At 62.2% G+C, this 15576-nt stretch carries 17 protein-coding genes; all 17 read right to left on the reverse strand.

The genetic code is table 11. From position 1 onward, the window contains the following. Positions 1-276: 276 nt before the first annotated feature. On the reverse strand, positions 277-1527 hold the full coding sequence (gene spoIVB / locus AMA01_RS04715; RefSeq protein ID WP_067848126.1) for a SpoIVB peptidase: 1251 nt from the start codon (positions 1525-1527) through the stop codon (positions 277-279). A 96-nt stretch (positions 1528-1623) separates the two neighbouring features. Beyond that, on the reverse strand, positions 1624-3297 hold the full coding sequence (recN, locus tag AMA01_RS04720; RefSeq protein WP_067848129.1) for a DNA repair protein RecN: 1674 nt from the start codon (positions 3295-3297) through the stop codon (positions 1624-1626). A gap of 14 nt (positions 3298-3311) precedes the next feature. Next, positions 3312-4109 (reverse strand): NAD(+)/NADH kinase, encoded by a 798-nt coding sequence (locus AMA01_RS04725; protein WP_231862824.1) that lies wholly within the window; start codon positions 4107-4109, stop codon positions 3312-3314. Positions 4110-4175: 66 nt separating this feature from the next. After that, positions 4176-4676, reverse strand: a complete 501-nt coding sequence (locus AMA01_RS04730) for a hypothetical protein (protein WP_067848135.1) — start codon at positions 4674-4676, stop codon at positions 4176-4178. Continuing rightward, entirely contained in the window at positions 4673-5512 is an 840-nt protein-coding gene (locus AMA01_RS04735; protein ID WP_067848139.1) for a TlyA family RNA methyltransferase, read from the reverse strand. The genes AMA01_RS04730 and AMA01_RS04735 overlap by 4 nt, the downstream gene beginning before the upstream one ends. Further along, positions 5509-6117 (reverse strand): hypothetical protein, encoded by a 609-nt coding sequence (locus AMA01_RS04740; protein WP_067848141.1) that lies wholly within the window; start codon positions 6115-6117, stop codon positions 5509-5511. The genes AMA01_RS04735 and AMA01_RS04740 overlap by 4 nt, the downstream gene beginning before the upstream one ends. 753 nt (positions 6118-6870) lie before the next feature. Further along, the gene (locus tag AMA01_RS04745; RefSeq protein ID WP_231862826.1) at positions 6871-7755 is read right to left on the reverse strand and encodes a polyprenyl synthetase family protein; all 885 of its coding nucleotides are present in this window, start codon (positions 7753-7755) and stop codon (positions 6871-6873) included. Positions 7756-7776: 21 nt separating this feature from the next. Continuing rightward, on the reverse strand, positions 7777-8016 hold the full coding sequence (xseB, locus tag AMA01_RS04750) for an exodeoxyribonuclease VII small subunit (protein WP_067848147.1): 240 nt from the start codon (positions 8014-8016) through the stop codon (positions 7777-7779). Then, a complete protein-coding gene (gene xseA / locus AMA01_RS04755; protein ID WP_067848150.1) occupies positions 7967-9376 on the reverse strand; it encodes an exodeoxyribonuclease VII large subunit in 1410 nt (469 codons plus the stop codon). The genes xseB and xseA overlap by 50 nt, the downstream gene beginning before the upstream one ends. Beyond that, complete coding sequence (locus AMA01_RS04760) at positions 9373-10227, reverse strand: bifunctional 5,10-methylenetetrahydrofolate dehydrogenase/5,10-methenyltetrahydrofolate cyclohydrolase (RefSeq protein ID WP_067848385.1); 855 nt, start codon at positions 10225-10227, stop codon at positions 9373-9375. The genes xseA and AMA01_RS04760 overlap by 4 nt, the downstream gene beginning before the upstream one ends. An 80-nt stretch (positions 10228-10307) precedes the next feature. Beyond that, on the reverse strand, positions 10308-11321 hold the full coding sequence (locus tag AMA01_RS04765) for an NAD(P)/FAD-dependent oxidoreductase (protein WP_067848153.1): 1014 nt from the start codon (positions 11319-11321) through the stop codon (positions 10308-10310). Between the two features lie 118 nt (positions 11322-11439). Beyond that, on the reverse strand, positions 11440-12429 hold the full coding sequence (locus AMA01_RS04770) for a Kae1-like domain-containing protein (RefSeq protein ID WP_067848156.1): 990 nt from the start codon (positions 12427-12429) through the stop codon (positions 11440-11442). Continuing rightward, on the reverse strand, positions 12419-12916 hold the full coding sequence (gene nusB, locus AMA01_RS04775) for a transcription antitermination factor NusB (protein WP_067848159.1): 498 nt from the start codon (positions 12914-12916) through the stop codon (positions 12419-12421). Before nusB ends, AMA01_RS04770 begins: the two co-directional genes overlap by 11 nt. 6 nt (positions 12917-12922) lie before the next feature. After that, on the reverse strand, positions 12923-13153 hold the full coding sequence (locus tag AMA01_RS04780) for a DUF2273 domain-containing protein (RefSeq protein WP_067848162.1): 231 nt from the start codon (positions 13151-13153) through the stop codon (positions 12923-12925). Next, complete coding sequence (gene amaP, locus AMA01_RS04785; protein ID WP_067848166.1) at positions 13150-13704, reverse strand: alkaline shock response membrane anchor protein AmaP; 555 nt, start codon at positions 13702-13704, stop codon at positions 13150-13152. The genes AMA01_RS04780 and amaP overlap by 4 nt, the downstream gene beginning before the upstream one ends. After that, positions 13701-14147 (reverse strand): Asp23/Gls24 family envelope stress response protein, encoded by a 447-nt coding sequence (locus tag AMA01_RS04790; protein ID WP_067848168.1) that lies wholly within the window; start codon positions 14145-14147, stop codon positions 13701-13703. Before AMA01_RS04790 ends, amaP begins: the two co-directional genes overlap by 4 nt. Positions 14148-14215: 68 nt before the next feature. Continuing rightward, the gene (gene accC, locus AMA01_RS04795) at positions 14216-15559 is read right to left on the reverse strand and encodes an acetyl-CoA carboxylase biotin carboxylase subunit (RefSeq protein ID WP_067848171.1); all 1344 of its coding nucleotides are present in this window, start codon (positions 15557-15559) and stop codon (positions 14216-14218) included. Between the last annotated feature and the right edge of the window lie 17 nt (positions 15560-15576).

The raw sequence follows: 15576 nt of genomic DNA on the forward strand, positions 1-15576 counted from the left end.
CAGCACTTCCGTGCCGTTGTGCGCAATTCCGCAGACCTCCATATCCGGTTGTCCGGAAATGAATTCGCTCAAGATTTCCGCGAATTCATGGTGATCATCGGCCAAGAGAACCTTCATGCGTATCGACACAACCATACCCCCTCTGCAATCCTCCGGACATACCAATTCGACGCCAAGCCCAAGACTCCTGTCAAAACTATGTAAAAAATTTCGCCTTTATGTCACCTTTTTCGACAAAAGTCGACAAGGGCCGCGCGTTCGCGAGGCCCTTGTCCATCAAGCCGCCTGTGCCTGCTCGGATTGCGTCGGGGCGAAGGTGAGCTCGTGTTTGTTCGGGTGCAGCATCCAATACGCGTACACCCCATAGCCGCGGACGGGATCGGACACGAACACGTGCGTGACGGCGCCCACGAGTCTTCCGTCTTGAACAATGGGACTCCCGCTCATGCCCTGGACAATGCCGCCCGCTGCTGCGAGCAGCTTCGGATCGACGACGCGGATAATCATGCTTTTGGTGGAAGGGGTCATCTGCCGAGCCGTATGCTCGATGACCACCTGAAACGCTTGGATTTTCTGCCCGCCGAGCACCGTGTACATCACGGCAGGACCGGTGTGTACCTGTCCCGGCAGCGCCACGGGAATCGGCCCAGCCAAGGGCGAGGTGCGCGTCGCAAAAGAGGCATCCATCCGCCCGAACACGCCGTACGGCGTGTTTTCGTCGATCTCGCCCACCCCTTTACTTGCGCCGGTAAACACCCCCTTCTTTTCGCCCGGCAACCCAGCCTTCCCCGCCTGAATGCCGGTGATGGCCGCTTCATAGAGCGAACCGCGCCCTTGAATGGGCTGACCCGTGTCCGCATCCGTCACGAGATGCCCCAGGGCCCCGAATCGGCCGGTCGCCGGATCGTAAAACGTGAGTGTTCCCACGCCGACCGCCTTGTCGCGCACGTAGACACCGAGCTCTGGCGCACCGTGCACATCGCGAATTTCGACCTCGCGCAGCTTATCGCCACGCGCCACAAGCAAGCGAAATGGGGCTCGCTTTCCGCGCAGCGCGGCCTGCAAATCCTTGGCGGTGTGCACCGGGACGCCATCGACCGAGAGAATCACGTCGCCAAGCTCGATGTGATGAGCCTCGGCAAGACTGATGCCTTGGGCCGCGCGTCGGTAGCCAATCACCATCGGACCGTCGGACATCAGGCGAATGCCCACGGCCTGTCCCCCCACGATCACTCGTTCACTGGGCTGCACGTGAACCCTTGTGCGCCACGGAATGAAGCCGAAGACGCGATCCGTCACGTCAAAATCTCCCGCATCCGCCGTCACCGTGACGGCTTCCGGCAGATCGACCGGCCGGACACATGTGCGTATGGAGAAGGGATGAAACGATGGGAGGGCAATCTCGTCGTCCGTGGAAATCTCGACCGATGTGGGTAGTTCCACCAAGTGGCGAACCGGCGGAGTCCAGAGAAGCGCTGTGGCAGCCACGAGCACGGCGACTTTGAGCGCGCGAAGCCAACCCGCCATGGTGCATCCCCCTTCCCGTGAGTAACACCTCGTGCGTGCATCTAAGGTGCCCCCGGCGGGTGGTCGTATGACCGCAAAAAGCTCCCCGAACCGCCGTCAGGTGGACTGTCTTCGGAAGCTTTCCAACAGGGCGCGGGCATGCACACGGGCGGTCTCGTCCGACAAATCCGAACCCAAAAGTCGCGCGATCTCTTGAATGCGGCCATCGTCATCCAAGCGCGCAACACGGGAAATTGCGCGATCGGCCTCCGATTCCTTCGCGACGAGATAGTGAACATGCCCCGCAGCGGCCACCTGCGGCGCGTGTGTGACGCAGATGACCTGCTTGTCCTGCCCCAGTTCGCGCAGCATCTCCGCCACGCGCAGAGCCGCTTCGCCGCTCACACCCTGGTCAATCTCGTCGAAGATCAGCGTTTCCGTGCGTTCGAGGTTGGCGATCACGACCTTGACTGCAAGTAGCATGCGCGAAAGCTCGCCACCGGATGCAACTTTCTGTAAGGGCATCAAAGGTTGTCCCGGATTTGCTCGAAAGAGAAAGCGGATCTCGTCCCAGCCATGTTCGGTCGGCGCGTCCACGCGCGGGCGCACTTCGATCTCGCATTCCGCATGAGCCATGGAAAGCCGAGCGAGCGAACTGGATATTGCCTCGCCGAGCGATTTCGCCGCCCGAACCCTCGCCTCGTGAAGGCGGTCTGCAATCGCTCGGTACGCGGCTTCGCGGCCCTCCACCTCAGCCTGAAGTTGCATGAGGCGATCTTCGTGTTTCGACCACGCCTCCAGTTGCGCTCGCGCGCGTTCCAGGTGGGCGAGCATCTCTTCGGTGGTTGATCCGTATTTGCGCGAAAGACTGCGGATCATCGCCAGGCGCTCCTCGATCTCGTCCAGGCGGGCCGGATCGTGCGAAAGGCGAGACAGAAAACGGTGAAGCATGAACGACGCTTCTTCTGCATGAACGCGGGCCGTCTCGAGCAATGTTGCGATTTCATCCGCTCGGTCACTCGACGCCGAAAGCGCCCCTGCCATCCGCTCCGCCTCATGCAGCCTCGCGATGGCGCCGCTCCTCCCGTCGTCGAGGAGGGCGGCCATTTGGGCCAGGGACTCTGCGATTTGCCGCTCGCGCTTGAGCCGATCCCGCTCCGCCCGCAGCTCCTCCTCTTCTCCGGGCCGCAGCCCAGCCTCCTCCAGTTCGCGCACCTGAAGCGCATACAGATCGATCTGCTGCGCGCGTTCGCGCTCCGATACCTGAGCCTCGCGCAACAAGCGCAGGGCCTCCTGCCATGCCCGATACGCATCTGCACACGAGGTCGCGAGTTCTTCGTGCTGTCCGTACAGATCGAGCAACCGGCGCTGATACGGCGCGGTCATGAGCGCCACCGACTCGTGTTGATCTTGCAACTCAACCAGCGTATCCCCTAGCTCGCGGAGCATCTGGACCGTCACGGACCGGCCGTTCACGCGATTTTGCGCTCGCCCGTTCGAATGGAACGTGCGCGAGACGACGATCTCGCCGCTGTGGTCAATGCCCCAGGAGGCGAGGAGACGATCGGCCGCCTCGTTGGTCTCGATGTCGAACACCGCTTCCACCACCGCCGGCGAGCCGTCGGATGCCGCGTTGCCCGAGACCCGCCCGCCAAGGATGGCGCGCGTTGCGTCCAAGACGAGCGATTTCCCGGCGCCCGTCTCACCCGTCAACACGTGCAGACCTCCATCCAGTTGCAGCCGCAGCTCGTCGATCAGGACGAAGTGGCGGACGTACAATTCCTGCAGCATGTCGCCACGCCCCCTCAGATGGAGGATGGATCTCCGTGGAGTTTGCTTCGCAGCACGCCAAAAAACTCGCGGTCCGGCAGGCGAACCAACGTCGCCTGGAAGGGAGCCCTCCGAATCAGCACCTCGTCCCCGGCGAAGAGTTGCATGCCCTCCTGTCCGTCTACCGCAATCTCCACATCGCCGTGCCGCGCGTGCACGGACAGCCTGACCCACGACGATGCGTCGATCACGCACGGCCTTGAAAACAGGGTGTGTGGGCACACGGGCGTCAAAACCATCACCTGCAGGTGCGGACTCACGATAGGACCGCCGCACGACAGCGAGTACGCAGTGGAACCCGTGGGCGTCGCGACGATCACGCCATCGCCGGTGTAGGTGTCCACGTAGACATCATCCACGTGTACGTCGAGCGTTACCATGCGCGCAAATGAACCTTTGCCCACGCCGACGTCGTTGAGCGCCGTGTAGTGCGCGATTTCGAGAAGCTCGCGGTACACAAACGCCTCAAGCATCAGGCGAGTCTCCAAGTTGTATTCGCCCGCTACAATCCGCTCCAACGCAAGCTCCAGTTGCGAAGGTTCCGACTCCGTCAAGAAGCCTAGGTGGCCGATGTTCACACCAAACATCGGGACGTGAAACGGAGACAGCTGGCGGGCCACCCCGAGCAGCGTGCCATCTCCGCCAAGGACGATGACGAGTTCACACGATTTCAGTTCCGGATGCGACTCGACAATCGCCGTATCGTGATCAATCGGCACGTCGAGCACGCGAATCCCCGTATTCTCCATTTGGCGGCAAATGTCGCTACGCACCGAGCACGCTTCCTGCTTATGCACATTGTACAACAACCCTATCTGGCGCAACGTCCTCCCCCATCCTCAGCCGTGCTTCCAAGCGACGAGCGCCGCGAGCGCGCCCCCGAGGGCCCACATGAGGCGCCGCGCGGCTTCTCGCAGGCGAACGTGCCGCGGGCGCTTCCACTCGTACACCGCGGTCTGAACCGATTCCTGCATCACATCGACCACGATGACCCCATTCGCTCCATGCAACAGCGCGACAAACGCATACCGCTCATGTAACTCTTGCTCCGACACCGGTTCCGTCCGAACAAAAACAGCATACTCGCGCCCTTCTTTGCGCGCAATAAAATCGGGACGTAGCAAGCCTGACCACTGACCGGATGACATGCGAGTCACATGGGTGACCCCTTCACTGCGCTTGAGGAGTTCGTATCCGTTTGCCTCGAGCCATCTCCGCCCCATGGACTTGAGCCCGTCGACCGGAATCTGCTCGTCCCGGCGCCAAATGAATCCGACGAGCCATTGCAGAAAGACGACCAGCGCCACCAAGGCGCACACCAGCGCAAATCCCGAGATCATCCCGCGCCCCCATTCGGGTGCGTGCCGCTCTTCAGCGAGGCCCACGCGGACTGAACGACGCGATCGCACTCATTCATCCATCGAAGCGTCTCGTCTGGATCTGGGTGCATCCGAAACCATCCGAGGAATTCGACGTTGCCGTCGCCTCCCGTGATGGGCGAATACGTGAGCCCGCGGCAGCACCACCCCATCGACTCGATACTCTTCAGGATGTCCAGGAGCACGGCCCGATGAACCTCTGGATGGCGCACAATGCCGCCCTTGCCCACCTTGTCCCGCCCGGCTTCGAACTGCGGCTTGATCAGCGACACGATATCCGCGTGGGGAATGCACACTTCGGACAACTTGGGGAACAGCAGGCGGATGGAGATGAAGGATACGTCCATGACAGCGAGATCCGGGCGCGGATCGAACAACGCCGCGTCCACATGCCGAAAGTTGGTACGTTCCATCACGCGTACCCTCGTATCCTGCCGCAGCCGCCAGGCGAGTTGACCATAGCCCACGTCGACCGCATACACCAAGCGAGCGCCGCGCTGCAGCAGGCAGTCGGTAAAGCCACCCGTCGATGCGCCGACGTCAATCGCGACACGGTCTGCGACCGAAATTCCAAAGGTGTCGAGTGCCCGTTCTAATTTCAGCCCGCCGCGCGACGCATATTCCTGGCTCGGCCGATCGACATGGATTTGCGCATCCTCCGCAATTCTGGCGCCCGGCTTCTCCGCGCGCAATCCGTCTACACGCACAAGCCCGGCCATGATGGCACGCCTCGCCGCCTCACGGCTCGCGTACAAACCCTTCTCCACAAGCAGGAGATCAAGCCTCATCTTGTTCATGCGTCCCGCCCCCGATCCGCCCGCCGCATCCTGCGCTTCCGCGATCGGTCTCGCCGACCTACGAGGACGGAGAACGACTCCCACACCCGCGCCGCAAACAGGATGATGGGCGTGGGTGAGTGAATGGCGACGGTCTTTCCAATGGCTTTGCCTCCGACCGTGAGCGAGGTGATGACCGCTGTGATGCCAATGCGAAGGGCCTCAGGAGCCCATCCATGGGCCTCAATCGCCTGAATCACTTGAGCACTCACAGCAAGCGCACCTGCGCCGCTCAGAACACCTGCGATGTCGCCGATTACGTCGCTGCATACGCTCGACACCTTTTCGGCGTTGCGCACGATGACAATCGCGCGGCGAGCGCCAAACACGCGCTCTGCGGCCATGGCGTGAAACGGCGTCTCGCGCGCAGCCGCGGCCGCCATGCCGAGCATATCGAACAACGCGCCCACCAGGACGATCACGACCACAATCGACGCGCCCACGTACCAGCGCGCCGCGTTCAAAAAAATGGTCGAGGTATCGAAAACCGCACTGATGGGCAAGGTCAGTGCGGCAATCGTCAACGCAAACGCGTAATTTGCGGTTTTCGAAGTCGTCTTTCTCACGCGCGCTCCCTCGGCGCGCCGCAGGCGCGGCAGCGCCCTTCATGCATGTATGTATCGATGCGTGGGTGGCAACTCCCTGAGTAAACGCTGTGGCTTAGGTCCAGTAGGTTTTCCCAAGCACTCACCGAGACGTCGCCATCCCGGCGGTTTCCCTTTCAGAGCGCCTCGGCCGCGTCGCCGACAGCCAGACTGGATTACCACTTAGTCCACACTATAATCCTCAGGGAGCCTCGCCTCGTGGCGAACAGTCTAGGCGTTTTCCGCGGCAACCGCTCCCGCGCCCTAGCCTCTTTTGCAGCACGGATTTCACCCAGCACCGGTGGTCGCGCCGTGGCCGCGGCCGACCACCTGAATTCCTGGGATCCTTCAGTACCACTCAAGGCAGGCTACGCTGCACACAGATTGCCTCCGCATGCAGGTTCATACCCCAAGCCATAGCAAAAAACCATGGTTCCAGCTACGAACTTGGGCCTCCGCGAAGGCTGGGACACGTCCCGCATGCCATTGCGGGCTGCCCAACCTTCTTAACTCCCAGCATGAGCCCAGGGCTGGGCACCCCAAGCCCACACCAGGAACTTCATCGATGTGCCCTTCGACGGATTTTTAGCCCCGTCTTCAGGCGCGGACGGTTGACTAGAATACTGCGCCACCCGCAGGAACCTTTCGTCAGACCTCGTCAGCTGACATTATACCACAGAAACCGCGCCGCCCGCAGAGGGAGACGCTGGAGCCGCGGCCATCGGCGCGAGTCATTCAACGATCCCGGTCCACGATCAGCGACTGAAGCGCTGCGAGTGGTTCCGACTTCACACCCACGTCCGCCAGCGCTTGCTCGCCGTGGCGGATGACCTCGCGCGCCATCTGACGTGTCCTCTCCACACCGACGAATCTCGGATAGGTCAGCTTTCCCTCTTCGACGTCCTTCCCGGCCGTTTTGCCGAGTTGCTCCGTGGAGGCCGTCACGTCCAGCACGTCATCGATCATCTGAAACGCAAGTCCCAGACACTCGCCGTAGCGCGAAAGCGCGTCGCGCACCTCGTCGTCGAGATCGGCGAAATACCCTCCAATCTCCACACACGCCTGAATCAATCGAGCCGTTTTGTGGAGGTGAATGAATTCGACATCTTGAAGAGTGCCCTGGCCGCCCGTCCGTTCAATATCGACGGCCTGCCCACCGACCATGCCATCCACGCCGGCGCGCGACGCCAAAGCGCGGATCATCGCCAACTGTCGCTCGGCAGGGACGCCCGCGAGCGGGCGAGCCAGCAGGTGGAACGCTTCCGTTAACAACGCGTCTCCAGCCAACAAGGCCATGGCTTCGCCAAACACCACGTGATTTGTGGGCTGCCCGCGCCGCAGATCGTCGTCGTCCATGCATGGAAGGTCGTCGTGAATCAGGGAATAGCAATGGATAAGTTCGACCGCCGCAGCGGCAGGTAGCACGAGACGCCGTGCCACACCGAAGGTCTCGGCCGTCGCGATGACAAGGGCCGGTCGGAGCCGTTTTCCATCCGCCATCAGGCTGTAAGTCATCGCTTCCTTCAGCCGAGCGTGAAGGCCCGTCGGTTCGAACAGGCGCGAGAGATAGGCGTTGACCTCCTCCTTGCACGCCTCGAGGTACGTCTGCAACGCATCCACCCCCGAATTGGACAAGGCCGATCACGGCGAAACCGATTCGTCCGCCAGTTCCTGACCGAGCTTTTCCAGTTGAAACTCTGCCTTGTCGAGTTGCTCCCGGCAAAACTTCACGAGCCGCATGGACTCCTCGTACGCCCGGATGGACGCGTCCAGCGGCAGATCTCCCGCCTCGAGCTGGCGCACGATTTCCTCGAGCCGCCGCATGGCTTGTTCAAAGGTCCAATCGGAGCTGTTCCGCCCGGCTGCCTGCGTCTCCTCCACGCCCTTTCACCTCCGCTTCCACGGTGCCGTCGTGCATGCGGATCCCGATGCGCCTGCCCGGGACGAGCGACTGCGCCGAGGTGATGACGGAATTTCCATCCGCGTCAAGAATCACCCCGTATCCGCGCCGCAAGACCGCCAACGGATTGAGCGCCTCAAGCTTGCCGATCACGCCTTCCAGTTTGCGACCCTGCACGAGCAACTGGCGCTCCGTGAGCGACCGCAGCTGGTGTTCGAGGCGCATCAGATCTCGTCTGCGCCCTTGAATCGTCCCGCTGAGTTCCACACGCTGAAGCCTTCGCTCGAGATCCGCCAGGGCACGACGGCGCAAGCCGACAGGGCGGCGCTGAGCCTCGCGCACCCGCGTCTCCAGGTAGTCGACCAGCTGCCGTCTCATCGCGACCATCCTCGCTGGTTCGCGCAACACAGGCCTGCCCGCCAAATCCCGCAGCCGCTCGCGCCCCCACGCCACCTTGACCAACACAGCCTTCCGCGCGCGAGCCGACGCCTGTTCCAAGTAGGCGCGCAGCTCTGCCTGGTGGGGACAGACCATCTCGGCCGCGGCGGTTGGCGTCGCGGCGCGCACATCCGCCGCGAAATCGCACAGGGTCACGTCGGTCTCGTGACCGACGGCCGACACGACAGGCACGGGCGATCTCGCCACGGCCCGCACCACCATCTCCTCGTTGAAGGGCCAAAGCTCCTCAAGCGAGCCTCCGCCTCTGCCGACGATGATGACGTCCACCTTCGGTTCGAGCGCGTACAATACCTCGAGCGCGCGCACAATCGTCGGCGCCGCGTCTGGCCCCTGCACCTGCGCCGGCGCCAGGATGACCCGCGCCAGCGGATACCGTCGTTCGATGGTCGTGCAAATGTCCCGAATGACCGCCCCCGTCGGACTCGTGACGACACCCACGCGCAACGGAAAGCGGGGGAGCGGCCGCTTCCGCTCCGGAGCAAACAGCCCTTCCTCGGCGAGTTTGTTGCGCAGCTGCTCGTAACGGATATACAGGGCTCCCAGTCCGTCAGGCTCGAGATCCTCGACATACAACTGATATTGACCGTCTCGCTCGAACACGCCGACTGACCCGAAGGCAATCACCCGCATGCCGTCCTCTGGCTGAAACTGCAGCCGCCGATTTCGACTGCTGAACATGACCGCGCGGACTCGGCTGGCTTCGTCCTTCAGTGTGAAGTACATGTGGCCGCTCGGATGGTGTTTGAAGTTTGAAATCTCGCCGACGACACGGCACTGAATCAGCCGCGGATCCGACTCCAAACGCTCCTTGATGCGCCGATTGAGTTCGGTGACGGTCAGCACGGCCTCCGCCTCGGCCGCCGCGCGCGTCAGCGCGTTCATCCTCGTTCGCCCCCTCGCCGAATGGCGCACAGATCGACAGCATTTTGGGCCACCATCGCGACCGTCATGGGACCCACGCCTCCCGGAACCGGCGTGAACCACGCGGCTCGCTGCACAACGCCGGGATCGACATCTCCTCGAGGGCCGTCCGGCGTGTAGGTCAGCCCCACGTCGATCACGACCGCACCATGGCGGACCTCCTCTGGCCGAACCAGTCCCGGTACGCCCGCCGCGCTCACCACGATGTCTGCCTGCCGAGTCCAACCTCCGATGGACGACGTCTGTCGATGACATTGTATCACGGTCGCACCACGCGCCATGAAGTACTGCGCGATGGGCCAGCCCACCAAGGCGCTTCTTCCGACGACACATACCACCTTGCCGCGGACCGGAACGTCGTATTGGTCCAAAAGCTCACCCACGCCTCGCGCCGTACACGGCCAAATGCGAGGACGCCCGTACGCCACCAAGCCCAGGTTGTCTGGGTGAAGCCCGTCTACATCCTTATCCGGACGGATGTACCGCATCATTTCGACGTCGTCCCAGCCCGCCGGAAGTGGAAGTTGAACCAGAATCGCATCCACGTCGTCCTGTTCGTTCAGACGCCCAATCGCCAATTCGAGGGATTTCACCCCATCACTTGGGTGAAAGGTGCGGATCTCGGCAGCAAGCCCCGCCCCTTCCGCAAAACGAGCCTTTCGCCGCACGTGCCCGAGCGACACCTCGTCCGCCTCGGAAACCAACATCACTAGTTTGGGCACGACACCTCGCAAGGCGAGCGCTTCAACGCGACGCCGCAAGGATTCTTGCACGCGCTTCGCAGCTCGCCTTCCGTCCAACTGCTGCGCCATCTTCACTCCACGCCTCCAACTGGAAGGCAGAAAGCGACAGGCTGTCCGCTCCACGGAGCCGAACAGCCTGTCCGCCATCCTCAATGCCCGAGGTTCGTCATGCTCGTGCTGTGACCCGGGAACAGTTTCGCCTTCGGGTCGATGTAGGTCTTCGCGTTGTTGACCGCCGTGGGCGCTTCACCGAAGCCCGTCGCGATGAGCTTCAGTTTGCCCGGATACGTGACGATATCCCCAGCCGCGTACACCCCGGGAATGTTCGTCTCCATCTTCGAATTTACCACAATATCGTTCTTCTCAATCTCAAGTCCCCATTCCTTGATGGGTCCAAGCGAAGCGTGAAATCCGAGACCGCTCACAATTGCGTCGACCTCGAGCTCTTCCTGCTGCTTCGTCTGGTTGTTGACGATCACGGCCTTTTCGACCCAGTTTCCACCCTGCACATCGACCAATTCGTAGAAGGTCTTCACGTGCACGCGAGACTCGAACAGCTTGCGCACACTGTCCTCGTGCGCCCGGAAGCCGTCGCGGCGGTGGATGAGCGTGACCGACTCCGCGACCTCCTCGAGCATCAGTGCGTAGTCAACCGCCGTATCACCGCCGCCGACGACCAACACGCGCTTACCGCGGTAGTGATCGATCTTGTCGATATAATAAGCCACACCCCGGTCCTCGAAGTGCTTGGCGGATTCTGCCGGAAGCGGTCTCGGCGTGAAGGCACCGATACCAGCGCAGATGATGACCGCCTTACCCACGTGCACCGACTGATTGGTATGAAGTTCAAACAGGCCATCCTCGCGCTTGACCAACCGCTGCACGGACTCGTTCAAATGGACACCTGGCTTGAACGCCATCGCCTGTTCCACGAGCTGATCCACGAGCTCTCGCGCGCGAATTTTCGGAAATCCAGCGACGTCGTAAATATACTTTTCGGGGTAGAGCATGGAAAGTTGTCCTCCCAATTGAGGAAGACTATCAATTATTTTACATGAGCAGTTGCGCATCCCCGCATAGAACGCCGCGAAAAGACCGGTCGGGCCGCCCCCGATGATCAGCATATCTGTGACATTCTCTTGGACCTGCACGTTCTCCGACAACGCAGAACCTCCTTCATTTACGACACTACGGGCCCCATTATAGCAAGATAGGTCCGAAAAGACTATCAATGCCCATGTGCTTTGTCGACAATTTTCTGTTCGACATTTTGCAGTTGCATCAGCGGGCGCATTCTCGCCAATAGCCGATGGTCGCCACGCCGAGGGCGTTATCCCTCGCAAACTCCGCGGGCGCAAAGGCCACCGCGATGCCCGGCACACGGCGCTCAAGGCGAGCGCGAACGGAAGATTGAATGAACTGATTTGAAGCAACACCACCCGCAATGAGGACGTGCCGTACCGCCTGCTCGCGCCGCACGGCGTACTCCACGGCCTTCGCGACCGAGCGCGCGACACACGCCTCCACCGCCCGCGCCACTTCGTGGGCTGGCGCGCCCGCCTCCACAGCGCGCAGTGCGGCGGTGAGCGGGCCTGAAAAGCTCATGCTGGCGCCGCGAACAGGCGCCTTCAGCACCAATTCTCCGACGGATGTTCCACAATGTGAAGCGAGCTGCTCAAGATGCGGCCCTGCTGGGAATGGGAGTCCGAGCGCGACGCCGACGCGATCGACAAACTGCCCCGGGTGAAGGTCCAGCGACTCGCCGAGGCGCGCAATGGAGTACCCGAACACCGTTCGGCGGGCCATCACGACGTCGCACGTGCCGCCGGACATATGAACGGCGACAAACGGCAAAGCGGGCATGGGCACGAAATACTCCGCCGCTGCGAGATGGCCTTCCTGATGCGACGTGCGGGTGAGCGGGATGCCCAGGCTCTGCGCGAGCGACGCCGCAACAGCGAGCCCGCTTTGAAAGACGGGCATGTAAGAAGATGCCCACGGCCTTGGCCGCACAGACACGGCGACGCGCCGCCATGCGGGGCGCACACCTTGCGCAACCAACCTGTCCGCGAGCTGCGCCATCACCGCGGGAAAGTTCTGCACATGTTGAAACGCGGCCTCGCTCTGGCGCAGGCCGCGTTCTCCGCTCGGCACGCGAAGCGGTCTGCGCGCCTCGCCCACCAGGCGCCCATCCCCCGCGTCCACCGCGCAGACGGAAGTCGTATAGTTGCTGGTATCTATACCCAGGACGAGAGGGGTTTCACGCGCCATCTTCCACGCCCTCCCGCCAGCCACCGGCCTCATCTCTCGGCGCCTCGCGCTTGGCTTCGAGAATGACTTCGGCGCGCTGCTGTGTCACAGCAGGCAATAGCTTCGCCAGCACGCCATTCACAAATCGGCCCGATTGTTCGGTAGCAAACGTCTTGGCAATTTGAACAGCCTCGTCAATTGCGCTGGCGATGGGGAGTTCCGGTTCGTAGAGCAGCTCGTAAGTGGCGAGACGCAGCACGTTTCGCTCCACGCGCCCGATGCGCTCGGGCGACCACCGCTCCATGTGACGGGCGAGCAATTCGTCAATCTCGCCCAGATTGCGGCGGGTGCCATCCACGAGGGTCTCCAAGTAGGCCCCGTCTCCCGCGGCGTCCAGGCCGCGCTCGGCCAGGACCGACGCAATCGCCTCGGCAGAGCCGAGATCGGGTTGAACGTCGAGCACGCACAGAGCTTGGAGCGCGCACTCTCTCGCTTCATGTCGGGTCAATCGACTTCACTCCGTATATCGATCTGTCAACAGGCGTTCCAAGATGCGCCGCCAGGACTGTTGTTCCTCCCACGCGCGCCCTCCCGCGTACCCGACGCCGGCGAGAACGAACAGCAGCAGCACGCGCCAAAACCCAAAGATCATCCACAAAATCCAAAACAAAACTCCCGCGGCCAATCCATGATATCGGCGCGGACGGCCGATGAACCACTGCCACGCTCGCTCCAGGCCGTTCATGCACCGTTCCACGCCTTCCCGGCATGCCCGCTGGGCGATAGTTCTGTCACATGCACGATCACGCGTTCGACCTGGACACCGGCGGTCCGTTCGACATACTCCTTCACGGCCGTCTGCGCCTCACGCGTCAGCGCCGCGATATCGATGTCCGGCAACACCTGCATCTTGCAGGCAATGAGAATTCCCTCGCGCCCCTGGCGCACACGCGAGTCGAACGACTCGGCTCCTTTGAGCTGGGAACCCCGCCGGTTCGCGAGTTGGCGCAACGTCTCGTAGGAGATGCGGATTTGGCCGTGATCGCCCGCCAGAAGCACGGACTCCGCGGGGACGCCCGAGCCACGGCGGCGAGAACGGTAAAAAAGGAAGCGAATCGACAACAGCGCGCAGACCACGCCCACCACCAGGCACACGTCGTTCCACGGCTGGACCGTGAGCTGACTCGCGGCCCACGTCACCGACATCACGCCTGCGCCGAGAAGAGCGAGAAGGACGCCGAGCACCAGACCCACGAGCGACAGCACGAACAAGAGGAATCGATCGCCGACGTTCATCCAATCCCTCCTGTCGAGCGCGCCTCCCCGTCCATAGCTGCACCGATCTGATCGGCATCCTGCGCGCGCTCCGCATCCGTCTGGAACGCCACCCCGACCACATGTACGTGCACCGCATGGACGCGAAGGCCTGTCATCGTCTCCACGGAGGATTTGACGTGTTCCTGAATTTGATACCCGACCTCGGGGATGCTCACGCCGAACCGGAGCTGAACCCAAACATCCACAGTGCAAGCGCGTGACGCCTCATCAAACTGAACCTTGACACCCCTCGCCAGATTCTTCCGACCCGTGATGGACTCGGTGATCCCGCCGGCAAATGAACCACTCGTGCCCAGGACGCCATCCACCTCGTTCACGGCTGCACCCGCGATGATCTGAACGACCTCGTCCGAAATGTGCACCGAACCGCGTTCTGTCAACTCGTATTCCATGTCCGCCATCTCCATCTTCCTCCTTCGCCTTCGTCAGGCTTCCTGTGAGAATGGAACGGAATGTGAACGTTCTTCGTTTAGAGTATTGGATTTTCCTCCAAAAATCGAGTCGACACATCCCCTTTTCGAAAACGCTCGTTCTGCAGGAGCGCCATGTGAAACGGAATGGTCGTCTGAATGCCCTCAATCTCGTACTCGCTTAGCGCGGACACCATACGCGCGATGGCCTGATCCCGGGTCGGCGCCCACACGATGAGCTTCGCCACCATGGAGTCGTAATAGGGCGGAATGGTATAGCCAGGATAGCAGGCGGAATCCACGCGCACCCCGGGGCCTGACGGCGCCAAGTATGAGCGGATGGTGCCCGGCGACGGCGCGAACTGGCGGTAAGGATCCTCCGCATTGATCCGGCATTCAATGGCGTGTCCGCGCAGCGCAACGTCCTCTTGTTTGACGGAGAGCGGCTCCCCGGCCGCCGCCAGGATCATCTCGCGGACGAGATCGACCCCCGTCACCCACTCGGTCACCGGGTGCTCGACCTGGATGCGCGTGTTCATCTCCATGAAGTAGAAATCGCCGTCTGGCGTATAGATGAATTCGATTGTGCCGGCGCCGACATAATCCACCGCTCGCGCGGCTCGCACAGCCGCCTCGCCCATCTCCTGCCGCTTCTCCTCTGTCATGACGGGGCAGGGCGACTCCTCGACGAGCTTCTGCAGGCGGCGCTGCACGGAACAGTCGCGTTCCCCCAGGTGAATCACGTTGCCGTGCCGATCCGCCAGGACTTGAATTTCGACGTGGCGCATGCGTTCAATATATTTCTCAATGTAAATACCCGAATTCCCGAACGAAGCCTCCGCTTCCCTGCGCGCCTGATCGTATGCTTTCCGGAGTTCCGATTCGTCTCGCACCACCCGGATGCCTCGGCCCCCGCCGCCCGCGGTGGCCTTGATGATCAGCGGGTAGCCGATGGCGTTTGCAATGCCGAGCGCCTCTTCGAGCGACTCCACCAGTCCTTCGCTGCCTGGCACCGTCGGAACGCCGGCCTTGCGCATCGTCATCTTCGCCGTCGATTTGTCGCCCATCCGTTCGATGGCCCGCGGGCTCGGGCCGATGAACGTGATGCCGCACGCCTCACACGCCTCTGCAAAGTCGCTGTTCTCCGACAGGAATCCGTATCCCGGATGAACCGCGTCCACACCACACAGCGTAGCCACCGACATCACGCTGGGGATATTGAGGTAGCTCATCTTGGCGGGCGCCGGACCAATGCAATACGCTTCGTCCGCCATGCGCACATGCAGTGCATCGCGATCCGCCGTCGAATACACCGCGACCGTCTCGATCCCCAATTCGCGGCAGGCGCGGATCACGCGCACCGCGATCTCGCCGCGATTCGCGACCAACACGCGCTTAAACATCCACGGCTCTCCTTCAC

The organism is Alicyclobacillus mali NBRC 102425 (assembly GCF_001570745.1).
Classification (GTDB): Bacteria; Bacillota; Bacilli; order Alicyclobacillales; family Alicyclobacillaceae; genus Alicyclobacillus; species Alicyclobacillus mali.